Genomic DNA, 16,823 nt, shown 5'->3' with positions numbered 1-16,823 from the left:
CCATAGTGTGTTTCTCCTGTTGATTCGTTGGGTTCATAGCAGGCCGCGTTGGGCCAGGTTGCGATAGAGCGCGCGCACGCCGAAAGTCCATGGCGTGATGGCGTCGCTCAGTTGTACGTGATTGACCAGCATGCCCAGCGACGGGCTGCTGATGCTGACCCGGTCGCCCAACTTGTGGGTGAAGCCGGCGCCCTTCGCACCACGGTCCTTGATCGGCGAGAACATGGTGCCGAGGAAGAGCATGAAGCCGTCGGGGTATTGATGATGCGCGCCGCAGGTTTGCGACACCAGGTCGAGCGGGTCGCGGCTGATCTCGCGCATGAAGCTTGCGCCGTCGAGCGTGAAGCCGTCGTCCGCGCCTTCGATCAGCATGCGCAGTTCCGCCCCGCGCACGGTGTCGATGGTGAAGCCGCCGTCGAACAGGCGGATGAACGGACCGATGCCGCAGGAGGCGTTATTGTCCTTGGCCTTGCCCAGCAGGAGCGCGCTGCGGCCTTCGATGTCGCGCAGGTTGACGTCGTTGCCCAGCGTGGCGCCGACGGTCTCGGCGCGGCTGTTCACCGCCAGCACGATCTCCGGCTCAGGGTTGTTCCATTTCGATTCGGGATGCAGGCCGACGTCGGCGCCGAAACCGACCGCCGACATCGGCTGCGATTTCGAGAACACCTCGGCATACGGGCCGATGCCCACTTCCATGTACTGCGACCAGGCGCCGCGCTCGATGAACTGCTGCTTGAGCTTTTCCGCTTCCGGCGAGCCCGGCTTGATGGCCGACAGGTCGGCGCCGATGTCCTTCAGCAGCGCGCTGCGCAGCGCGTCGGCGCGGCTGGCGTCGCCGCCGGCCTGTTCTTCGATCACGCGTTCCAGCAGGCTGACGGCGAAGGTCACGCCGCAGGCCTTGATCGCCTGCACGTCGCACGGCGCCAGCAGGCGCGGAGCCTGCGGGGAAGCGTTGTTGGCCAGCGCGTTGTCGATCAGCGCTTCCACGCGGCCCAGCGGCTCGCCCGGCGCGCTGCGCGCGAACGCGGCGGGATCGTCGCGGTCCAGCAGGTCGGCCACGGTATTGGCCTGGGAGGTGATGTCGAACACTTCACCGTTGCGCACGACCACCACGCAAGGGCCGTTGATGTCGCCGGCGCGCCAGACGCGGCCTACCAGCAGGGCGTCCGGCAGGTCGGACGGCAGGTGCGCCGCTGCGGGCGCATGCTTGAGATTATTTTTCACGGGTTTTCCTATGTCTCGTAAGGCCAGGTGCAGGTACAGCTCAACGCCCCAGGCTCGGTTTTTTGGGTGAATATGTCCAATCAGGTACCAGATACCGCATCGCCATCGCGTCGTCGCGCGCCGTGGTGGCTACTTTCTTATACAGCTGGTGCGCAGCTTCGATGCGCTCCATGTCGGGCTCTATGCCCAGCCCCGGCGCCTGCGGCACCTTGACCTCGCCGCCGACGATCCGCAGCGGATCGACGGTCAGGCGTTCCTGGCCTTCCTGCCAGATCCAGTGGGTGTCGATGGCGGTGATCTTGCCCGGCGCGGCGGCCGCCGCATGGGTGAACATCGCCAGCGACACATCGAAATGGTTGTTGGAGTGCGAACCCCAGGTCAGGCCCCAGTCCTGGCAAAGCTGCGCCAGCCGCACGGAGCCCTGCATGGTCCAGAAATGCGGATCGGCCAGCGGAATGTCGACCGCGCCCAGCAAATGCGAATGGGCCATCTGGCGCCAGTCGGTGGCGACCATGTTGGTGGCGGTGGCGATGCCGGTGGCGCGGCGGAATTCCGCCATGATCTCGCGGCCGGAGTAGCCGTTTTCGGGACCGCACGGGTCCTCGGCGTAGGCCAGCACGTGGCCCTGGCCCTTGCACAAAGCTATCGCTTCGCTCAGCGACCAGGCGCCGTTCGGATCGAGCGTGACGCGCGAATCGGGGAAGCGCGCCTTGATCGCGGCCACGGCTTCCATTTCCTCGGCGCCGCGCATCACGCCGCCTTTGAGCTTGAAGTCGCGGAAGCCGTACTTGGCGACGGTGGCCTCGGCCTGCGCCGCGATGGCGGCCGGCGTCAGCGCTTCCTGGTGGCGCATGTGGTACCAGCCGGACGCGCCGTCACCGGTCAGGTACGGCAGGTCGGTGCGGGTACGGTCGCCGATGTAGAACAGATAGGCCAGCATCGGCACGCTGTCGCGCTGCTGGCCGGCGCCGAGCAGTTCGCATACCGGCACGCCCAGGTGCTGGCCCAGCAGATCGAGCAGCGCCGCTTCGACGGCGGTGACCACGTTCTCCAGACGGAGGTTGATCTCGTGCGGCTGCTTCAGCACTTCCGCCTCGGCGGCCGAGGTGACCTGGTACTGCTGGCCGCTGACGTCCTTGTTGGCGATGGCGTCGCGGATGCCGTTCAGCGTGCGGTTGTAGCGGCCGATCTGGGTGCCGACCACCAGCGGCACGGCGTTTTCCAGCGCGCGCAGGATGCCGGCGCCGCCTGGCACTTCGCCCATGCCGGTATGTCCAGCGCTGTCCTTCAGCAGGACCAGGTTGCGGGTGAAGTATGGCGCGTGGGCGCCGCACAGATTCAGTAGCATGCTGTCATGACCGGCGACTGGCACAACCCGCATTTCCGTAATTACCGGAGATGCGCTTCCCGGCAAATTTGTTGCATGTACCATCTCTTTACCCTAAAATGAATAGCGCTAACATTACACCAGTGTGAAGGATTTATGCGATCAAGTCAACACGCGTTGTACAGGTCTTTGAGCCGGTCGATAAGCACCGTCCTGGCGGCCCTGCTATTGAACGCCAGCCCGGCGATGGCCGCGCAGAACCTGCAGCACTGGGTCGCCACCTGGGGTGCGGCGCAACAATTGCCGGAACCGGCGAACGAACTGCCCGCGGAGCACTGGCGCGACGCCAGCCTGCGGCAGGTCGTGCGCCTGTCGCTGGGAGGCAGCCGCTTGCGGGTCCGCATCAGCAACGCCTACGGCAGCGCACCATTGGTGGTGGAAGGGGCCAGCATCGCGCTGGCGCAGCCCGGAAAGGCCGATATCGACGCCACCACCCTGCGTCCGCTGACCTTTGACGGCCGCGGCACCGTGATGATTCCCGCCGGCGCCGAGTATTACAGCGACGCCGTCGACATGACCGTCAAGCCGGCCGCCGACCTGGCGGTTTCGCTGTATTTCAAGGGCGAACCGGCGCGCCAGACCGGCCATCCCGGTTCGCGCGCCGCCAGCTTCCTCGCCAAGGGCAACCGCGTGATGGACGCCGCCTGGGCGGACGCCGGCAGCATCGCCCACTGGTATATGCTGGCCGATGTCGAGGTCCGGGCCCCGGCCACGACCGGCGCGCTGGTGGTCGTGGGCGACTCGATCACCGACGGCTACGGCGTGGCGCCGGACAGCAACACGCGCTGGACCGACGCGCTGTCCGCGCGCCTGCGCCAGAGCGGCGCGGCGATCGGCGTGGTCAACGCCGGCATCGGCGGCGGCCGCATGCTGCGCGACGGCCTGGGCACCAGCCTGGCCGCCCGCTTCGACCGCGACGTGCTGTCGCGCGCCGGCGTCACGCACGCGCTGGTGCTGATCGGCGTGAACGATTTGGGTAGCCAGCACCGCAACACGCCGGACCTGCCGGCCGACCGCCAGCAGCTGCTGGCCGACCTGCAAACAGCCCACCGCCAGCTGGCCGAACGCGCCCACGCGCACGGCATCTGCCTGATCGGCGCCACGATCACGCCCTACAAGGCCAGCGGCTACTACCATCCCGAAGCGGAAAACGAAGCCGACCGCCAGGCGCTCAACGACTGGATACGCCATTCCGGCGTGTTCGACGCGGTGGCCGACACCGACGCCGCGCTGCGCGATCCGGCGCAGCCGCAGCTGATGGCAAAGGACTACGATTCCGGCGACGGCCTGCATCCATCGGCCGCCGGCTACCGCGCCATCGCCAACGCGGTGCCGCTGGCCGCGCTGCGCAGCTCTTGCAGGGAGGCGCGATGAATGCCATGGCCGCGATCCGCGCGGCATCCGTTGCGGTCTGCGCGCTATTGGCCGCAACCGGAGCACAGGCGGCAACGGATACCGTCTACACCAATCCCGTCCTGAGCGGCTTCCATGCCGATCCCAGCGTCTGCCGCGTCGGCGACGACTACTATCTCGCCACCAGCAGCTTCGAATACTTCCCCGGCGTGCCTATCTATCACAGCAAGGACCTGGTGCATTGGCGCCAGGTCGGCCACGCGCTGACCCGCGCCAGCCAGCTGTCGATGGCGCACACCCGCAGCTCGCAAGGCATCTACGCCCCAACGCTGCGCTGCCACGGCGGCACGTTCTACATGGTGACCACCAATATGGAGGGCGGCGGCGCCTTCTACGTTCACACCAGGGACCCGGCGGGACCATGGTCGGAACCGGTCTGGCTGAACGACAAATCGTGGGGCATGGACCCGTCGCTGTTCTTCGACGACGACGGCAAGGTCTACTACACCCGCCATGGCGGCGGCGAACATGGCGGCGTCTATCAGGCGCAGATCGACCTGGAGGCCGGCAAGCTGCTGGAGCAGCCACGCCTGATCTGGCCTGGCACCGGCGGGATATGGCCCGAAGGTCCTCACCTGTACAAGCACGATGGCCTGTACTACCTGATGATTTCCGAAGGCGGCACCTCGTACAACCACAGCCTGACGATGGCGCGCTCCAAATCGCCGTTCGGACCGTTCGAGGCGGCGCCCTCGAATCCGATACTGACCCATCGCGGCCACCCGGAACTGCCGCTGCAAGCCACCGGCCACGGCGACCTGGTGCAAACGCCGGACGGCAAATGGTGGGTGACGCTGCTCGGCATCCGTCCGCAATCGCAGCGCCATCACCTGGGACGCGAAACGCTGCTGGCCCCGGCCAAGTGGAACGAGCAGGGATGGCTGACGGTGAACGACGGCGCGCCGCTGCAGTTGACGATGCCGGCGGCAGGCCTGCCGCCATCGGCGCCGTGGCCCGCCGAGCCGGTGCGCGACAACTTTGACGCGCCCACGCTGGCGCTGCAATGGACGCAATTGCGCGGCCCCGGCGATGGCCTGTGGTCGCTGGGCGAGCGCGCCGGCGTGCTGCGGCTCAAGGGCAGCGACGTGACGATGAACGACGTCGCGCAGCCGGCGTTTATCGGCCGCCGCCAGGAGCATCTGCGCATGCGCGCCGCCACGCAGCTTGAGTTCCGTCCGGACTCGACTTCGCAGGCGGCGGGACTGGTGCTGCGCCAGAACGAAAAAAATTATTACGAATTGCGCGTCACCGGCGCACCGCAGCGGCGGCTCGAACTGATCACCCGCGTGGCCGGGGTGACGGCGCTGCAAGCCACGGCATCGTTGCCGCCGGGCGACGACCCGGTCGTGCTGCAGGTGGAATCCTGGCCCGACCGCTACGAATTCAGCTACAAGACTGTCGCAGGCGACAACGCGCCGGCAACGCGGATCGGCGTGGCGGCCACCGCTCCCCTCACCTCCGAACTGGCAGGAGGATTCACCGGCGTCTTCATCGGCATGTACGCCGAAGGTGCGGGCAAAAACAAACCCATGCCGCCTGCGGATTTCGCATGGTTCGATTACCAGGCCATAGAAAAATAACACCATGAGACATCACTATATGGCGGCAGGGGCGCTGATGGCGGCCCTGCTGTCGCACGCCCTGCCCGCGCAAGCGCTGGGCGAAAAACGGCTGGCCTTCTTCGATCACCCTCCGGCCGGCGCTGTCGCGCTGGCGCAGGCCGGCCATGCCGCCAGGCTGTACGTCGATCCGTCCGATTATCCCGGCGTGCTGCGCGCGGCGGTCGACCTGCAGGCCGACATCGGCCGCGTCAGCGCGGCCAAGGCGACGCTGACCAAGGGCCTGCAGCCGGCCGGCGCGGACGTGGTCATCATCGGCACCATCGGCAAGAGCGCGCTGATAGACAAGCTGGTGCAGTCGGGAGCGCTGGATGTCTCCGCGATCAAGGGCAAGTGGGAAGGCTGGCAGGTGCAGACGCTGCGCAATCCGATGCCCGGCGTCGAGCGTGCGCTGGTGATCGCCGGCAGCGACAAGCGCGGCACCATCTTCGGCATCTACGAGATGTCGGAGCAGATCGGCGTGTCGCCTTGGAACTGGTGGGCCGACGTGCCGGCGGCGAAGCATGCCAGCATCTACGCCTCGTCCGCGACCGCCACCAGCGACGCGCCGGTGGTGCAGTATCGCGGCATCTTCCTCAACGACGAGGCGCCGGCGCTGACCGGCTGGGTCAAGCAGCGCTATGGCGGCTTCAATCACCAGTTCTACGAAAAAGTATTCGAGCTGATACTGCGCATGCGCGGCAACTATCTGTGGCCGGCCATGTGGGGCGAGGCTTTCTACGACGACGACAAGTTGAACGGCCAGCGCGCCGACGAATACGGTGTCGTCATCGGCACCTCGCACCACGAGCCGATGATGCGCGCGCATGATGAATGGCGGCGCTACGGCGGCGGCAGCGCCTGGGACTACAACCGCAGCGCCGACAAGCTGAAGGAGTTCTGGGCGCAAGGCCTGCGCAACGCCGGCAGCGGCGAAAAGATGATCACGGTCGGCATGCGCGGCGACGGCGACGAGCCGATGTCGCGCGAGTCGAACGTCTCGCTGCTGGAGCATATCGTCGACGACCAGCGATCCATCATCGCCAGGGAGATCAACCCGGACGTGGCCAAGGTGCCGCAGGTATGGGCGCTGTACAAGGAAGTGCAGGACTACTACGAGAAGGGCATGCGCGTGCCGGACGACGTGATGCTGCTGTGGTGCGACGACAACTGGGGCAATATCCGCCGCCTGCCGACGCCGGCGGAACGCCTGCGCTCGGGCGGCGCCGGCGTCTACTACCACTTCGATTATGTCGGCGGTCCGCGTTCGTACAAGTGGATCAACGTCACCCCGCTACCCAAGGTATGGGAGCAGATGCACCTGGCCTGGCAATACCAGGCCAACCGCATGTGGATCGTCAACGTCGGCGACCTGAAGCCGATGGAAGTGCCGATCGAATTCTTCCTGACCTATGCGTGGAACCCGGCCGCCTGGCCGGCGGAGCGGCTGCCGGAGTACCTGAAGCTGTGGGCGGCGCGCGAATTCGGCCCCGAACATGCGGACGATATCGCCGACATCGTGGCCAAATATGCGAAGTATAACGGCCGCCGCAAGCCGGAGCAGCTGGAGCCCACCACCTACAGCCCGGTCAACTACGGCGAGGCCGAGCGCATCGTCGCCGAGTACAAGGACATCGCCGCACGCGCCGAGAAAATCTCCGCCGCATTGCCCGCCTCGCGGCGCGACGCCTTCTATCAATTGGTGCTGTACCCGGTGAAGGCCGGCGCGGTGGTCAACGAGCTGTATGTCACGGCGGGCATGAACCGCCTGTACGGCCTGCAGGGACGGGCTTCCACCAACGACCTGGCGGCGCGCGCGCGGCAGCTGTTCAGGGAGGACGCCGAACTGGTGCGGCGCTATCACGAGGATATCAGCGGCGGCAAATGGAATCACATGATGTCGCAGACCCACCTGGGCTACACCTATTGGAACCAGCCGCCGCGCAACGTGATGCCGCAGGTGACCGAGATGCAGGTGCCCAAACAGGCCGACATGGGCGTGGCGGTGGAAGGCAGCGAGCAGGTATGGCCAGGCCCAGACGGCGACAAGCTGTCGTTGCCGGCGCTGGACGTGTTCGAGCAGCGGGCGCGTTTCGTCGAGATCTTCAACCGCGGACAGCAGCCGTTCGACTACACCATCACCGCCAGCGAACCGTGGATCACGCTGGACAAGCCCAAGGGCAAGGTGCTGCGCGAGCAGCGTGTGCAGGTTGGCGCCCGCTGGGCGGAAGTGCCGGATGGCGTGACGCAGGCGACGCTGACAGTTACAGGTCCCGACGGCGGCAAGGCCACGTTGAAAGTCCCGCTGCGCAAGCCGGCCGGCGCGGCGCCGAGCGGCTTTGTCGAAACCGGCGGCGTGGTGGCGATGGAGGCGGAGCACTACAGCCGCGCAGTGCCGGACGGCCAGCGCACCTGGCTGCGCATCCCCGACCATGGCCGCACGCTGTCCGGCATGACGGTGCTGCAGCCGGCGGCGCCGACCGGCGCTGCGGCGGACGACACGCCGCGCATGCGGCTGGAATACGAGATGCATCTGTTCAGCGCGGGAACAGTCGGCGTGCAGGCGACGCTGGCGCCTACCCAGAAGTTCCAGCCCGGCGCCGGCCTGCGCTACGCCGTGTCCTTCGACGACGAGGCGCCGCAGATCGTCAACATGCACGCCGACGCGACGGAAAAGGCGTGGGAACGCAGCGTATCCGACGGCGCGACGGTACTGAGCTCGCGGCACAAGATCGCCGCGCCGGGCCAGCATACGCTGAAGTTCTGGGCCATCGATCCCGGTGTGGTGCTGCAAAAGCTGGTGGTCGATGCGGGCGGCCAGCGCAACAGCTATCTGGGTCCGCCCGAAAGTCCGAGACGCTAAGCCGTCAGGCCGCGCGCTGCGGCATCGCCTCGATGGCGGCGGCGATGGCGTCGCGCAGCGGCTTGGCGCGCAGCTTGTCGTCGAAAGGCGTCGGGCGCATTTTCAAGCCATCCGTGCGCGGCGCTTCGTCCCATGTCTGCAACCAGCTGAAGTTGTCCGCCATGCCCCACATCAGGAAGTCGCGGCACTGCGGATAGCTGAAGGTCACGTCCAGGTAGTCCTTGGCCAGGGCCGCCACGCCGACGTCGCGGGCCTTGATATCGCCCGGCAGCTTGCGGTCGTTGACGTCGAATTCCGTGATCAGCAGGTCCAGTCCCATGCCGGTGACTTCGTCGAGGAACTTGCGCCACTCCAGCTGATGCGCGGCGCCCGTCCCGCCGCTTACCTCGTCCCACGAGCCGATATGGCTTTGCAGGCCAAGCGCCTGCACCGGCGCGCCGCGCGACTTCAGGTCGTGCAGCAGCTTCAGCACGCCCGCGCGGTGCTTGGCGCTGCCCTCGTCGGCCCGCATGTAGTCGTTATAGACCAGTTGCGCATGCGGCGCATACTCGCGCGCCAGCCGGAACGACAGCTCGACCTGCTCCAGCGCGCCCAGGCGTTCGGTGAAGACATTGGCGCGCAAGGCGCCGGTGGCCGGATCGACCGCCTCGTTGACCACATCGTAGCTGTGGACGTCGCGCCCGAAGTGGCCGCACACCGCCTGGGTGTGCACCCGCAGCAGCCGTTCCGCCTCGCGCGCGGGCTGGCTGCCGAAATCGTGCTCGTTGACCCATTTCGGCAGCCATTTGGCGGGCTCCCAGATCAGGTTGTGCCCGCGTATCAGCATGCCCTGGCTTTTGGCCCACGCATACAGCTCGTCGGCCGGCGCGAAGTTGTACTGGCCCTGGCGCGGCGCCAGCGCCTGCCACTTGCCCTCGTTGTCGGCCACGATCATGTTGCACTCGCGCGCCATCAATGCCCTGTAGCCTGGATCGCGCAAGTCGCGAGTGCCGATGGCGTTGCCGATATTGAGTCCCTTGCGCTTGCCCAGCACTTTCAGGGGCGTGGGACCGGCTTCGGCGCCCAGCACGTCCGGCAGCGGAAGCAGACCGGCGGCCAGCATCGATAAAACATTACGGCGAGAAATCGTCATTGTTACACTCCAAGGTAAAAATGTTCGCTAACATCGTGGCATAATCAAATGGTTACGCTAACATAATGCACCAAAATGGAGACGGTATGCGGAATTTTCTCAACACCCTGTTGGCAGCGGCGCTGCTTGCGCTATGCGCCAACGCGTCGGCGGCCAATGTACCGGCCGACGAAGACGGCTATCAACTGTGGCTGCGCTACCGTCCCTTGCCGCACGCGGCGCAGGTTCGCCTGGGCGCGCAGGCCCGCAGCATCGTCCTGAGCGGCGCTCCGTCGCCGACCACCCAGGCCGCGCTGGATGAACTGCAAACGGGCCTGGCCGGCATGCTGGGCCGCGCCCCCGCGCTGTCCGCCAAGATACAGGACGGCGCGCTGCTGCTGGCCACGCCGGCCACGCTGCCGGAGCTGGCCGCCGGCGCCTCGCCGCTGCGCGCCGAACTGGCCGCTCTGGGCGCCGAAGGCTATCTGCTGCGCCGCACCCGCCTGCAGGGCCACGAGGTCACGCTGATCGCCGCCAACAGCGACACCGGCCTGCTGTACGGCGCCTTTGCCTGGCTGCGCGCCGCGGCCGACGGCAAGGCGCCGGAGGCGTCCTCCGCGCCCAAGCTGCGGCTGCGCGTGCTGAATCACTGGGACAACCTGGACCGCACGGTGGAACGCGGCTACGCCGGCGCCTCGATCTGGGACTGGTGGGCGCTGCCCGACATCAAGGACCGTCGCTACACCGACTATGCGCGCGCCAACGCCTCGCTGGGCATCAACGGCACGGTGCTCAACAACGTCAACGCCAAGCCGGAGTCGCTGACCGCGCAGTTCATCGCCAAGGCCGCCGCCGTGGCCGACGTGCTGCGCCCCTACGGCATCAAGGTCTATCTGTCGGCGCGCTTCTCGACGCCGCTGGAGCTGCACGAAACCTCCACCGCCGATCCGCTGTCGCCCGAAGTGCAAGCCTGGTGGCGGCGCAAGGCCGACGAGATCTACAAGGCCATCCCGGACTTCGGCGGCTTCCTGGTCAAGGCCAACTCCGAGGGCCAGCCCGGCCCGCAGGACTACCACCGCAGCCACGCCGACGGCGCCAACATGCTGGCCGCCGCGGTCGCGCCGCACCACGGCATCGTCATGTGGCGCGCCTTCGTCTACGCGCCCGGCGCCGAGAAGGCATCGGACCGCGCCAAGCAGGCGTGGGACGAATTCAAGCCGCTGGACGGCACTTTCGCCGCCAACGTGCTGGTACAGGTGAAGAACGGCGCGATCGACTTCCAGCCGCGCGAACCGTTCCATCCGCTGTTCGGCGCGATGCCGAAGACGCCGCTGATGATGGAATTCCAGGTCACCAAGGAGTATCTCGGCTTCTCCACCGACATGGCCTACCTGGGCACCTTGTTTGAGGAGACGCTGCGCAGCGATACCAAGACCTCGCCGCAGGGCGCCACCGTGGCGCAGACCCTGAGCGGCATGGCCGGCGTGGCCAACATCGGCACCGACCGCAACTGGACCGGTTCCCACTTCGACCAGGCCAACTGGTACGCCTACGGGCGGCTGGCGTGGAACCCGCAGGCCTCGGCGCGCGACATCGCCACCGAGTGGGCGGCGCAGACCTTCAGCGCGGATCCCGCCGTCACCACTCCCATCGTCGACATGATGATGCTGTCGCGCGAAGCGGTGGTCGACTACATGACCCCCCTGGGCCTGCACCACATGATGGGCACCGGCCACCACCACGGCCCGGCGCCGTGGGTGGCCAACCTGGAGCGGCCGGACTGGAACCCGGTCTACTACCACCGCGCCGACCGCAACGGCATCGGCTTCGACCGCACCGCCAGCGGCAGCAACGCGCTGGCGCAGTACGCGCCGGAGATCGCCCGCCAGTACGCCGACCCGCACACCACGCCTCAGCAATTCCTGCTGTGGTTCCACCACCTGCCGTGGGATTACACGATGCCGTCCGGCCGCACCTTGTGGGCCGAACTGTTGACCCGGTACGACACCGGCGTCGCGTCCGCAAGAAATCTGCAGGCGCGCTGGGCGGCGATGCGGCCGCTGATCGACGCCCGCCGCCACGCCGAAGTGGCGCAGCGCCTGGCGCGGCAAGTGGACGACGCCGTGCTATGGCGCGACGCCTGCATCGCGTATTTCCAGTCGGTGTCCGGTTTGCCGCTGCCGCCGGGCGTGCACCCGCCGGCGCTGCCGCTGGAAAGCTACCAGGCGATGCGCTTCCCCTATGCGCCGGGACACTGAAAAAGTCTGGCCTAGGCGCCGCCCGATATGTACCGCGGCCTGGTTCACGCCAACGTTCTACAAGTGTGTGGCGGCCAGCTTCCTCACCACCTCGATGCGCTTGCTGTCGCCCAGTTCGACGTCATGCAACAGGCTGTAGTGACGGAACGCATCACGCAGTTCGTCGAGCAGCACGGCGTCGGTCCAGGGTTTGGTATAAAACCGGTAGATCGCGCCCTTGTTCACCGCACGCATGATTGATTCGAGATCGGTATAACCGGACAGCACGATGCGGAAAGTATCCGGATACATGTCCTTGACGCGATCGAAGAATTCCGTTCCGCTCATCTGCGGCATTCGTTGGTCGCAGATGATCACCTGCACCCGATGCTGCGCCAGCAACTCAAACCCCTCCGCCGCCGAACCTGCGCTCAGGATGCGGTACCCCTCGTTGCGCAGCAGGCGCCGCAGCGCGGACAGGATGTTGGCCTCGTCGTCGACCAGCAGCAGCGTCTTCTGGAGTGACGAACATTCCGGTTCCGGCGGCGACATCTGCTGGTCCTTGAGCAGCAGCTGTTCCACTGCAAGCAGTCCCAACGGCTTGCTGAAAAAATAGCCCTGAACCTGATCGCAGTGATTGCGCTTCAAGAACGCCAGCTGGGCCGCTGTCTCCACCCCTTCCGCGACGACGTCAAGCTTCAGGCTGTGGGCCATGCTGAGAATGGCCAGCACGATGGCGGCGTCGTCAGGATTGCTGGTGACTTCCCGGATAAAGGCGATGTCGATCTTCAGCTTGTCGATCGGGAAGCGGCGCAAGTACGCCAGGCTCGAATACCCTGTCCCGAAGTCATCGATGGAAATCTGCACACCGTGCCGTTTCAGGTTCTTGAGCGTGTTGATGGTGCGTTCGGTGTTGCTCATCAACGAGCTTTCAGTCAGCTCCAGCTCCAGCAGTTCCGGCGGCACCCCGTTGTCCTCCAGCGCCGCAATGACATCCGCGTCCAGATCGCCTTCCAGGAACTGGCGGCCGGCCACGTTGACCGACACCTGCATCGGTCCCACCGACGATTGCAGCCAATGGCCGATCTGGCGGCAGGCGGTGGCGATGACCCAGCTGCCGACCCGCACAATCATTCCGGTCTCTTCCAGCGAACCGATGAACACGTGCGGCGGGACCAGACCGTAACCCGGACGCTCCCAGCGCAGCAGCGCCTCCAGGCCGACGATGCGGCCGCTGGCGAGTTGGACTTTCGGCTGGTAGTGCAGCACGAACTCCCCGTTTTCGACCGCCTTGCGCAGCGCGATCTCCAGATCCAGCTTGGCCAGCACTTCGATGTTCATTTGCGCCGTAAAGAAGCGGAAGGTATCGCGGCCCGCCTGCTTGGCCCGGTACATCGCGGTGTCGGCATACTTGATCAGCTCGGCGGGGGTGGAGGCGTCCGCCGGGTGCATGGTGATGCCGATGCTGGCCGTGACGGTCACTTCATGTTCGCCTAGCATGAAGGGAGCGCGCAAGATGTCGCAGATCTTTGCGGCCACCACCGCGGCATCGTTTTGCTCATCCTGCATGACCAGGATCACGGCAAATTCATCGCCGCCCAGGCGCCCGACCGTATCGCGCAGGCGCACACATTCGAGCAGGCGGCCGCTGGCGTTGACCAGCAGCTCGTCGCCGACGCCGTGCCCCAGCGTGTCGTTGACGATCTTGAAGTTGTCGAGGTCGATAAACAGCACCGCGACCTTCCAGCCATGCTGGGTCGCCTGTCGTAGCGTCCGCGATAGCGTATCGTAGAACTGCGTGCGGTTCGGCAGTCCGGTCAGGCCGTCGTGGTGCGCCTGGTGCTGAAGCCGCATGGCCGCGTCCTTGCGTTCGGTGATGTCGCGCCCAACGGCAACGATGATCCAGTCCGTTCCAGACCGCAGCGCCTGTCGATGCAGTTCAACTTGTACCCGAGAACCGTCCCTGCGCAGCAGCTCCACTTCATGCGACAGGCTTATTCCGCTCTGTGCAATGAGCTTGTCGTAAAGGGGTGCCAGCTTCGGCCAAAGGGATTCGTCGGTAATATCCTTCGGCCCCATGCCGAGCAATTCGGCGCGCGAGTAGCCCAGCATAATGCTGGCGGACGCGTTCATTTCAACAAAGCCCATGCTGGACCGGCTGACCAGGAAGATCGCGTCGCTGGTGCAGTCCATCGCGGCCTTAAACCGGCGCAAGTCGTCCTCGTTGCGTTTGCGTTCGCTGATATCCATGTACATCACGGCCACGCCGCACAAGTTCGCGCCGGCCAAAGGTGTCGCCGTCATGAAGAACCAGTTTTGCGAACCCGCTCCGCAAGCGTATTCGCAGGACCAGTGACGGCTGCTGCCGGCTAGTATCTGGCGAATGCCGTCCGCCACGTCGCGCCCGTCCACGGCGGCGTCGCCGCGTACCCGCTCGCATTGCTGGAGGAAATTCAGGCCGACCGCATGCCCCGGCCCGCCGTCGCATAGCGCATTGTCGTAGGCCAACCATGCTTCATTGACGGACACGATGACACCGTCGGCATCAAGGATGGCAATGTAGGCCGGCAGGGAATTGAGGATGGCATGCTGCCTGGTCGCGTCATTCAGGCGCACTTGCGCTTGGGCGCGCCGCAACAGGAAGGGCTGGCCGTGCGGGTCGGTGATCGTGTCGATCTGGCCGTCGGTCAACTCCTCAAGGCGCGCCACCGTGGCATGCAATGTGCTGATGAGCGCCGTCACTTCGACAAACGGATCTTCCGCATCTTGACTCGGGATCATGGCAGGCTGCCATCGAGTCCCAGTGCCAGCAATACGGCTTGAGTCTGGCTGAGTGTGCCGACAATCCTGCGCTCCCTGTCCGGGGCCAATTTAAGCAAGGTTGGCGTCATGAAAATATTGTCCTCCTTGGCGCGCTGCTGGTCGTGGAAAACGTCCAGCACCTCGATCTCATGACAATCGGGCAGATAGGTGGCGCACAAGGCGCGCAGGTTGGCCTTGGCCAACAGGGAGTTCTGGGCGTCACCCGCCATATACAGGCGAAACTTGAAAACAGACGATTGCTTCACGTGCCTACTCCCTGACAAGGTGGGCGTCGGCGCCCCGCAATTCAGCCATCTCACTGCGCCCGCGCGTGACTTCTTGTTCGCGGCTTTCGGTGCTGCGCATCAACAGCTCTTTTTCCACCTGCTTTGCCACCAGCTCAGTCTGCAAGGACCTGACGCGTACTTCCAGCTCGGCTTCTTCGGCGTCCAGCTTGACTTTCTTGAGCCTGGCGGCGACCTCGGCCATCTCAGTGGCAAGCCGTTCGGCACTCTCCTTTTCCCAACGCATGGTACCCATCAGCACTTCGCCGCCGGCGGTGTAGGTGTCGGCCAGCGTGACGCCGGCGTCGCTGAGGATCAATTCGCGCACCTGGTTCGAGTGGGCCGTGCCGCGCGATTTGATGATCGACATGCCGCGGTTGCGTTCGCCTCCCTGAACAAGGTAATTCAGGTGGATCCAGGTATCGGCCAAGGTGGAGATCTGCAGCGGCGAGCCGCCCTCCGTCTGGCTGGCCATTTCATCGAGCAGGCTGGTGCACACGAGTGTGATGCCGCACGCCTTGGCCCAGTCGATCAGGCGCTCCGCGACGCTGTGCGCGGTGAGCTCATTGCCCGATTTGGACAGGGTCGAGACCGGATCGATGACCAGGCAGCGCGCCTTGTGCTCCTGCGTCAGCAACTTGATGCGCACCAGATAGGTTTCGGCGCTGCCGGTAATGGTGCGGGCCGAGATCATGCTCAGCATGCCGCTCTTGACATAGCCATCCAGTTTAATCCCGACCGAGCGCAAATTACGGATGACTTCGGAACCGTCCGAGTCGAAGCTGACGAACATCGTACGTTCGCCGCGCTTGCACGCGGCTTCGGCGAACGCCCCGCTCAGGGTGGTTTTGGCCGTGCCCGGAAAGCCGGTGATGAGTACGCTGGCGCCGCGATAATAGCCGCCGCCGAGCATCGTATCGAGCCGCTTGAGGCCGCTGGAAACGCGTTCATCGGTCACATCCGCGTCAACCCGGCCCAAGGTCCGGGCGACGGCCACTTCGAAGCCTGTCTTGCTGATCAGGAAAGGCGACTCGTTCTCGTCGAAACTCGATCCACGGTATTTTTGCACCCGCACATTGCGCTGGGAGACGCCAAGCACCACGCCGTGGTTCAGGAAAATCGAACAGTCCACCATAAACTGCATGAAACCAAGCGATTCCTGATGCAGGGCACCGTTGGCAGCACCGCTAGCCTTGGCAGTAATAATCGCCGTCAATTGCTGCGCCAGCAGCCAGTCGTGCAAGCGGTAGATTTCGCGCCGAACCGACATCGGATCGGGCAGGAGCGCAAGAACGATGTCGAGCGCATCGATCACGATGCGTTTGGCCTTCATCGCATGGACCTGCCCTTCCAATACCGCCAGCATGCCGCTCAAATCAAAGCCTCCGGACAGTACGAGATCCGCTTCGGGCTGCGCATCCATAAAATAAAGTTGTTTATTTTCTTGTAATTCCGGTATTTTCCAGTTAAAGCCTTCGGCATTTTCAACAATACGCTTCGATGATTCTTCGAACGCCACGAAAATGCCGGCCTCCTGCGAGCTGCGCGCACCATTCGCCAGAAATTGCAGCGACAGGATGGTCTTTCCCGACCCAGGTCCGCCAGCCAGCAAAGTGGTCCTGCCATGGGGTAAACCGCCGCCCGTCATTTCATCGAGGCCAGTAATTCCGGTGGACGCTTTGCTCAGACGAGCACTCGGCGTGGGTGCAGATTTCATAGGACTCTTATGTAAAGAATCGCATTTCAGCACAACGCCCGTAAATAAGCTGCGCTACTGAAGTGCCAATTCAAGATATTGGTAAATAAATGTTTTCACATGTGAATGACATAGAATGTGAAAAAAATTTCGCAGTGCCTGCAGCATGAATTGACTATAGCATGGATAAATAGATTCCTGCCGTTTG

Annotated in this window: 10 protein-coding genes; 4 read left to right on the top strand and 6 right to left on the bottom strand. The window is 65.0% G+C overall.

The features are described from left to right. Positions 1–33 precede the first annotated feature (33 nt). Both ACCD07_RS06975 and ACCD07_RS06970 read right to left on the bottom strand, forming a co-directional pair. Positions 34–1,224, bottom strand: coding sequence for a fumarylacetoacetate hydrolase family protein (locus tag ACCD07_RS06975; RefSeq protein WP_413446904.1), 1,191 nt, complete (start codon positions 1,222–1,224; stop codon positions 34–36). A 40-nt stretch (positions 1,225–1,264) separates the two neighbouring features. Next, the gene (locus tag ACCD07_RS06970; protein WP_413446903.1) at positions 1,265–2,656 is read right to left on the bottom strand and encodes an enolase C-terminal domain-like protein; all 1,392 of its coding nucleotides are present in this window, start codon (positions 2,654–2,656) and stop codon (positions 1,265–1,267) included. Between the two features lie 84 nt (positions 2,657–2,740). On the opposite strand from ACCD07_RS06970, the gene ACCD07_RS06965 reads away from it, so the two are divergent. The 3 genes from ACCD07_RS06965 to ACCD07_RS06955 are packed head-to-tail and all read left to right on the top strand — an operon-like array spanning position 2,741 to position 8,485. Continuing rightward, positions 2,741–3,985: an SGNH/GDSL hydrolase family protein gene (locus tag ACCD07_RS06965; protein WP_413446902.1), complete on the top strand. Its 1,245-nt coding sequence runs from the start codon at positions 2,741–2,743 to the stop codon at positions 3,983–3,985. Then, positions 3,982–5,604 (top strand): glycoside hydrolase family 43 protein, encoded by a 1,623-nt coding sequence (locus tag ACCD07_RS06960; protein ID WP_413446901.1) that lies wholly within the window; start codon positions 3,982–3,984, stop codon positions 5,602–5,604. The genes ACCD07_RS06965 and ACCD07_RS06960 overlap by 4 nt, the downstream gene beginning before the upstream one ends. A 4-nt stretch (positions 5,605–5,608) precedes the next feature. Continuing rightward, the gene (locus tag ACCD07_RS06955; protein ID WP_413446900.1) at positions 5,609–8,485 is read left to right on the top strand and encodes a glycosyl hydrolase 115 family protein; all 2,877 of its coding nucleotides are present in this window, start codon (positions 5,609–5,611) and stop codon (positions 8,483–8,485) included. A gap of 4 nt (positions 8,486–8,489) precedes the next feature. Here the strand turns inward: ACCD07_RS06955 and ACCD07_RS06950 are convergent, their stop codons facing one another. Next, on the bottom strand, positions 8,490–9,617 hold the full coding sequence (locus ACCD07_RS06950) for an endo-1,4-beta-xylanase (RefSeq protein ID WP_413446899.1): 1,128 nt from the start codon (positions 9,615–9,617) through the stop codon (positions 8,490–8,492). An 86-nt stretch (positions 9,618–9,703) separates the two neighbouring features. Between ACCD07_RS06950 and ACCD07_RS06945 the strand changes: the two genes are divergently transcribed. After that, the gene (locus tag ACCD07_RS06945) at positions 9,704–11,854 is read left to right on the top strand and encodes an alpha-glucuronidase family glycosyl hydrolase (RefSeq protein WP_413446898.1); all 2,151 of its coding nucleotides are present in this window, start codon (positions 9,704–9,706) and stop codon (positions 11,852–11,854) included. Positions 11,855–11,911: 57 nt separating this feature from the next. Here the strand turns inward: ACCD07_RS06945 and ACCD07_RS06940 are convergent, their stop codons facing one another. From ACCD07_RS06940 to kaiC, 3 genes are read right to left on the bottom strand one after another with little or no spacing between them, the layout of a single operon-like run. Continuing rightward, on the bottom strand, positions 11,912–14,614 hold the full coding sequence (locus ACCD07_RS06940; protein ID WP_413446897.1) for an EAL domain-containing protein: 2,703 nt from the start codon (positions 14,612–14,614) through the stop codon (positions 11,912–11,914). Next, positions 14,611–14,901 carry a circadian clock KaiB family protein gene (locus ACCD07_RS06935; RefSeq protein WP_176653062.1) on the bottom strand — a complete coding sequence of 97 codons (291 nt, stop codon included), beginning with the start codon at positions 14,899–14,901 and terminating at the stop codon, positions 14,611–14,613. Before ACCD07_RS06935 ends, ACCD07_RS06940 begins: the two co-directional genes overlap by 4 nt. A gap of 4 nt (positions 14,902–14,905) precedes the next feature. After that, positions 14,906–16,636 carry a circadian clock protein KaiC gene (gene kaiC / locus ACCD07_RS06930; RefSeq protein ID WP_413446896.1) on the bottom strand — a complete coding sequence of 577 codons (1,731 nt, stop codon included), beginning with the start codon at positions 16,634–16,636 and terminating at the stop codon, positions 14,906–14,908. Positions 16,637–16,823: the final 187 nt, after the last annotated feature.

This window comes from Duganella sp. Dugasp56, from assembly GCF_047304105.1.
GTDB classification, from domain to species: Bacteria; Pseudomonadota; Gammaproteobacteria; order Burkholderiales; family Burkholderiaceae_D; genus Rugamonas; species Rugamonas hordei.
Note: the sequence above shows the minus strand (reverse complement) of the source record. Positions and strands in the feature narration are given on the sequence as shown.

Bases quoted from the DNA above. Each gene is read 5' to 3' on its own strand.
- ACCD07_RS06970 (WP_413446903.1), bottom strand. From the start codon at position 2,656: ATGGTACATGCAACAAATTTGCCGGGAAGCGCATCTCCGGTAATTACG.
- ACCD07_RS06960 (WP_413446901.1), top strand. From the start codon at position 3,982: ATGAATGCCATGGCCGCGATCCGCGCGGCATCCGTTGCGGTCTGCGCG.
- ACCD07_RS06955 (WP_413446900.1), top strand. From the start codon at position 5,609: ATGAGACATCACTATATGGCGGCAGGGGCGCTGATGGCGGCCCTGCTG.
- ACCD07_RS06950 (WP_413446899.1), bottom strand. From the start codon at position 9,617: ATGACGATTTCTCGCCGTAATGTTTTATCGATGCTGGCCGCCGGTCTG.
- ACCD07_RS06945 (WP_413446898.1), top strand. From the start codon at position 9,704: ATGCGGAATTTTCTCAACACCCTGTTGGCAGCGGCGCTGCTTGCGCTA.
- ACCD07_RS06940 (WP_413446897.1), bottom strand. From the start codon at position 14,614: ATGATCCCGAGTCAAGATGCGGAAGATCCGTTTGTCGAAGTGACGGCG.
- kaiC (WP_413446896.1), bottom strand. From the start codon at position 16,636: ATGAAATCTGCACCCACGCCGAGTGCTCGTCTGAGCAAAGCGTCCACC.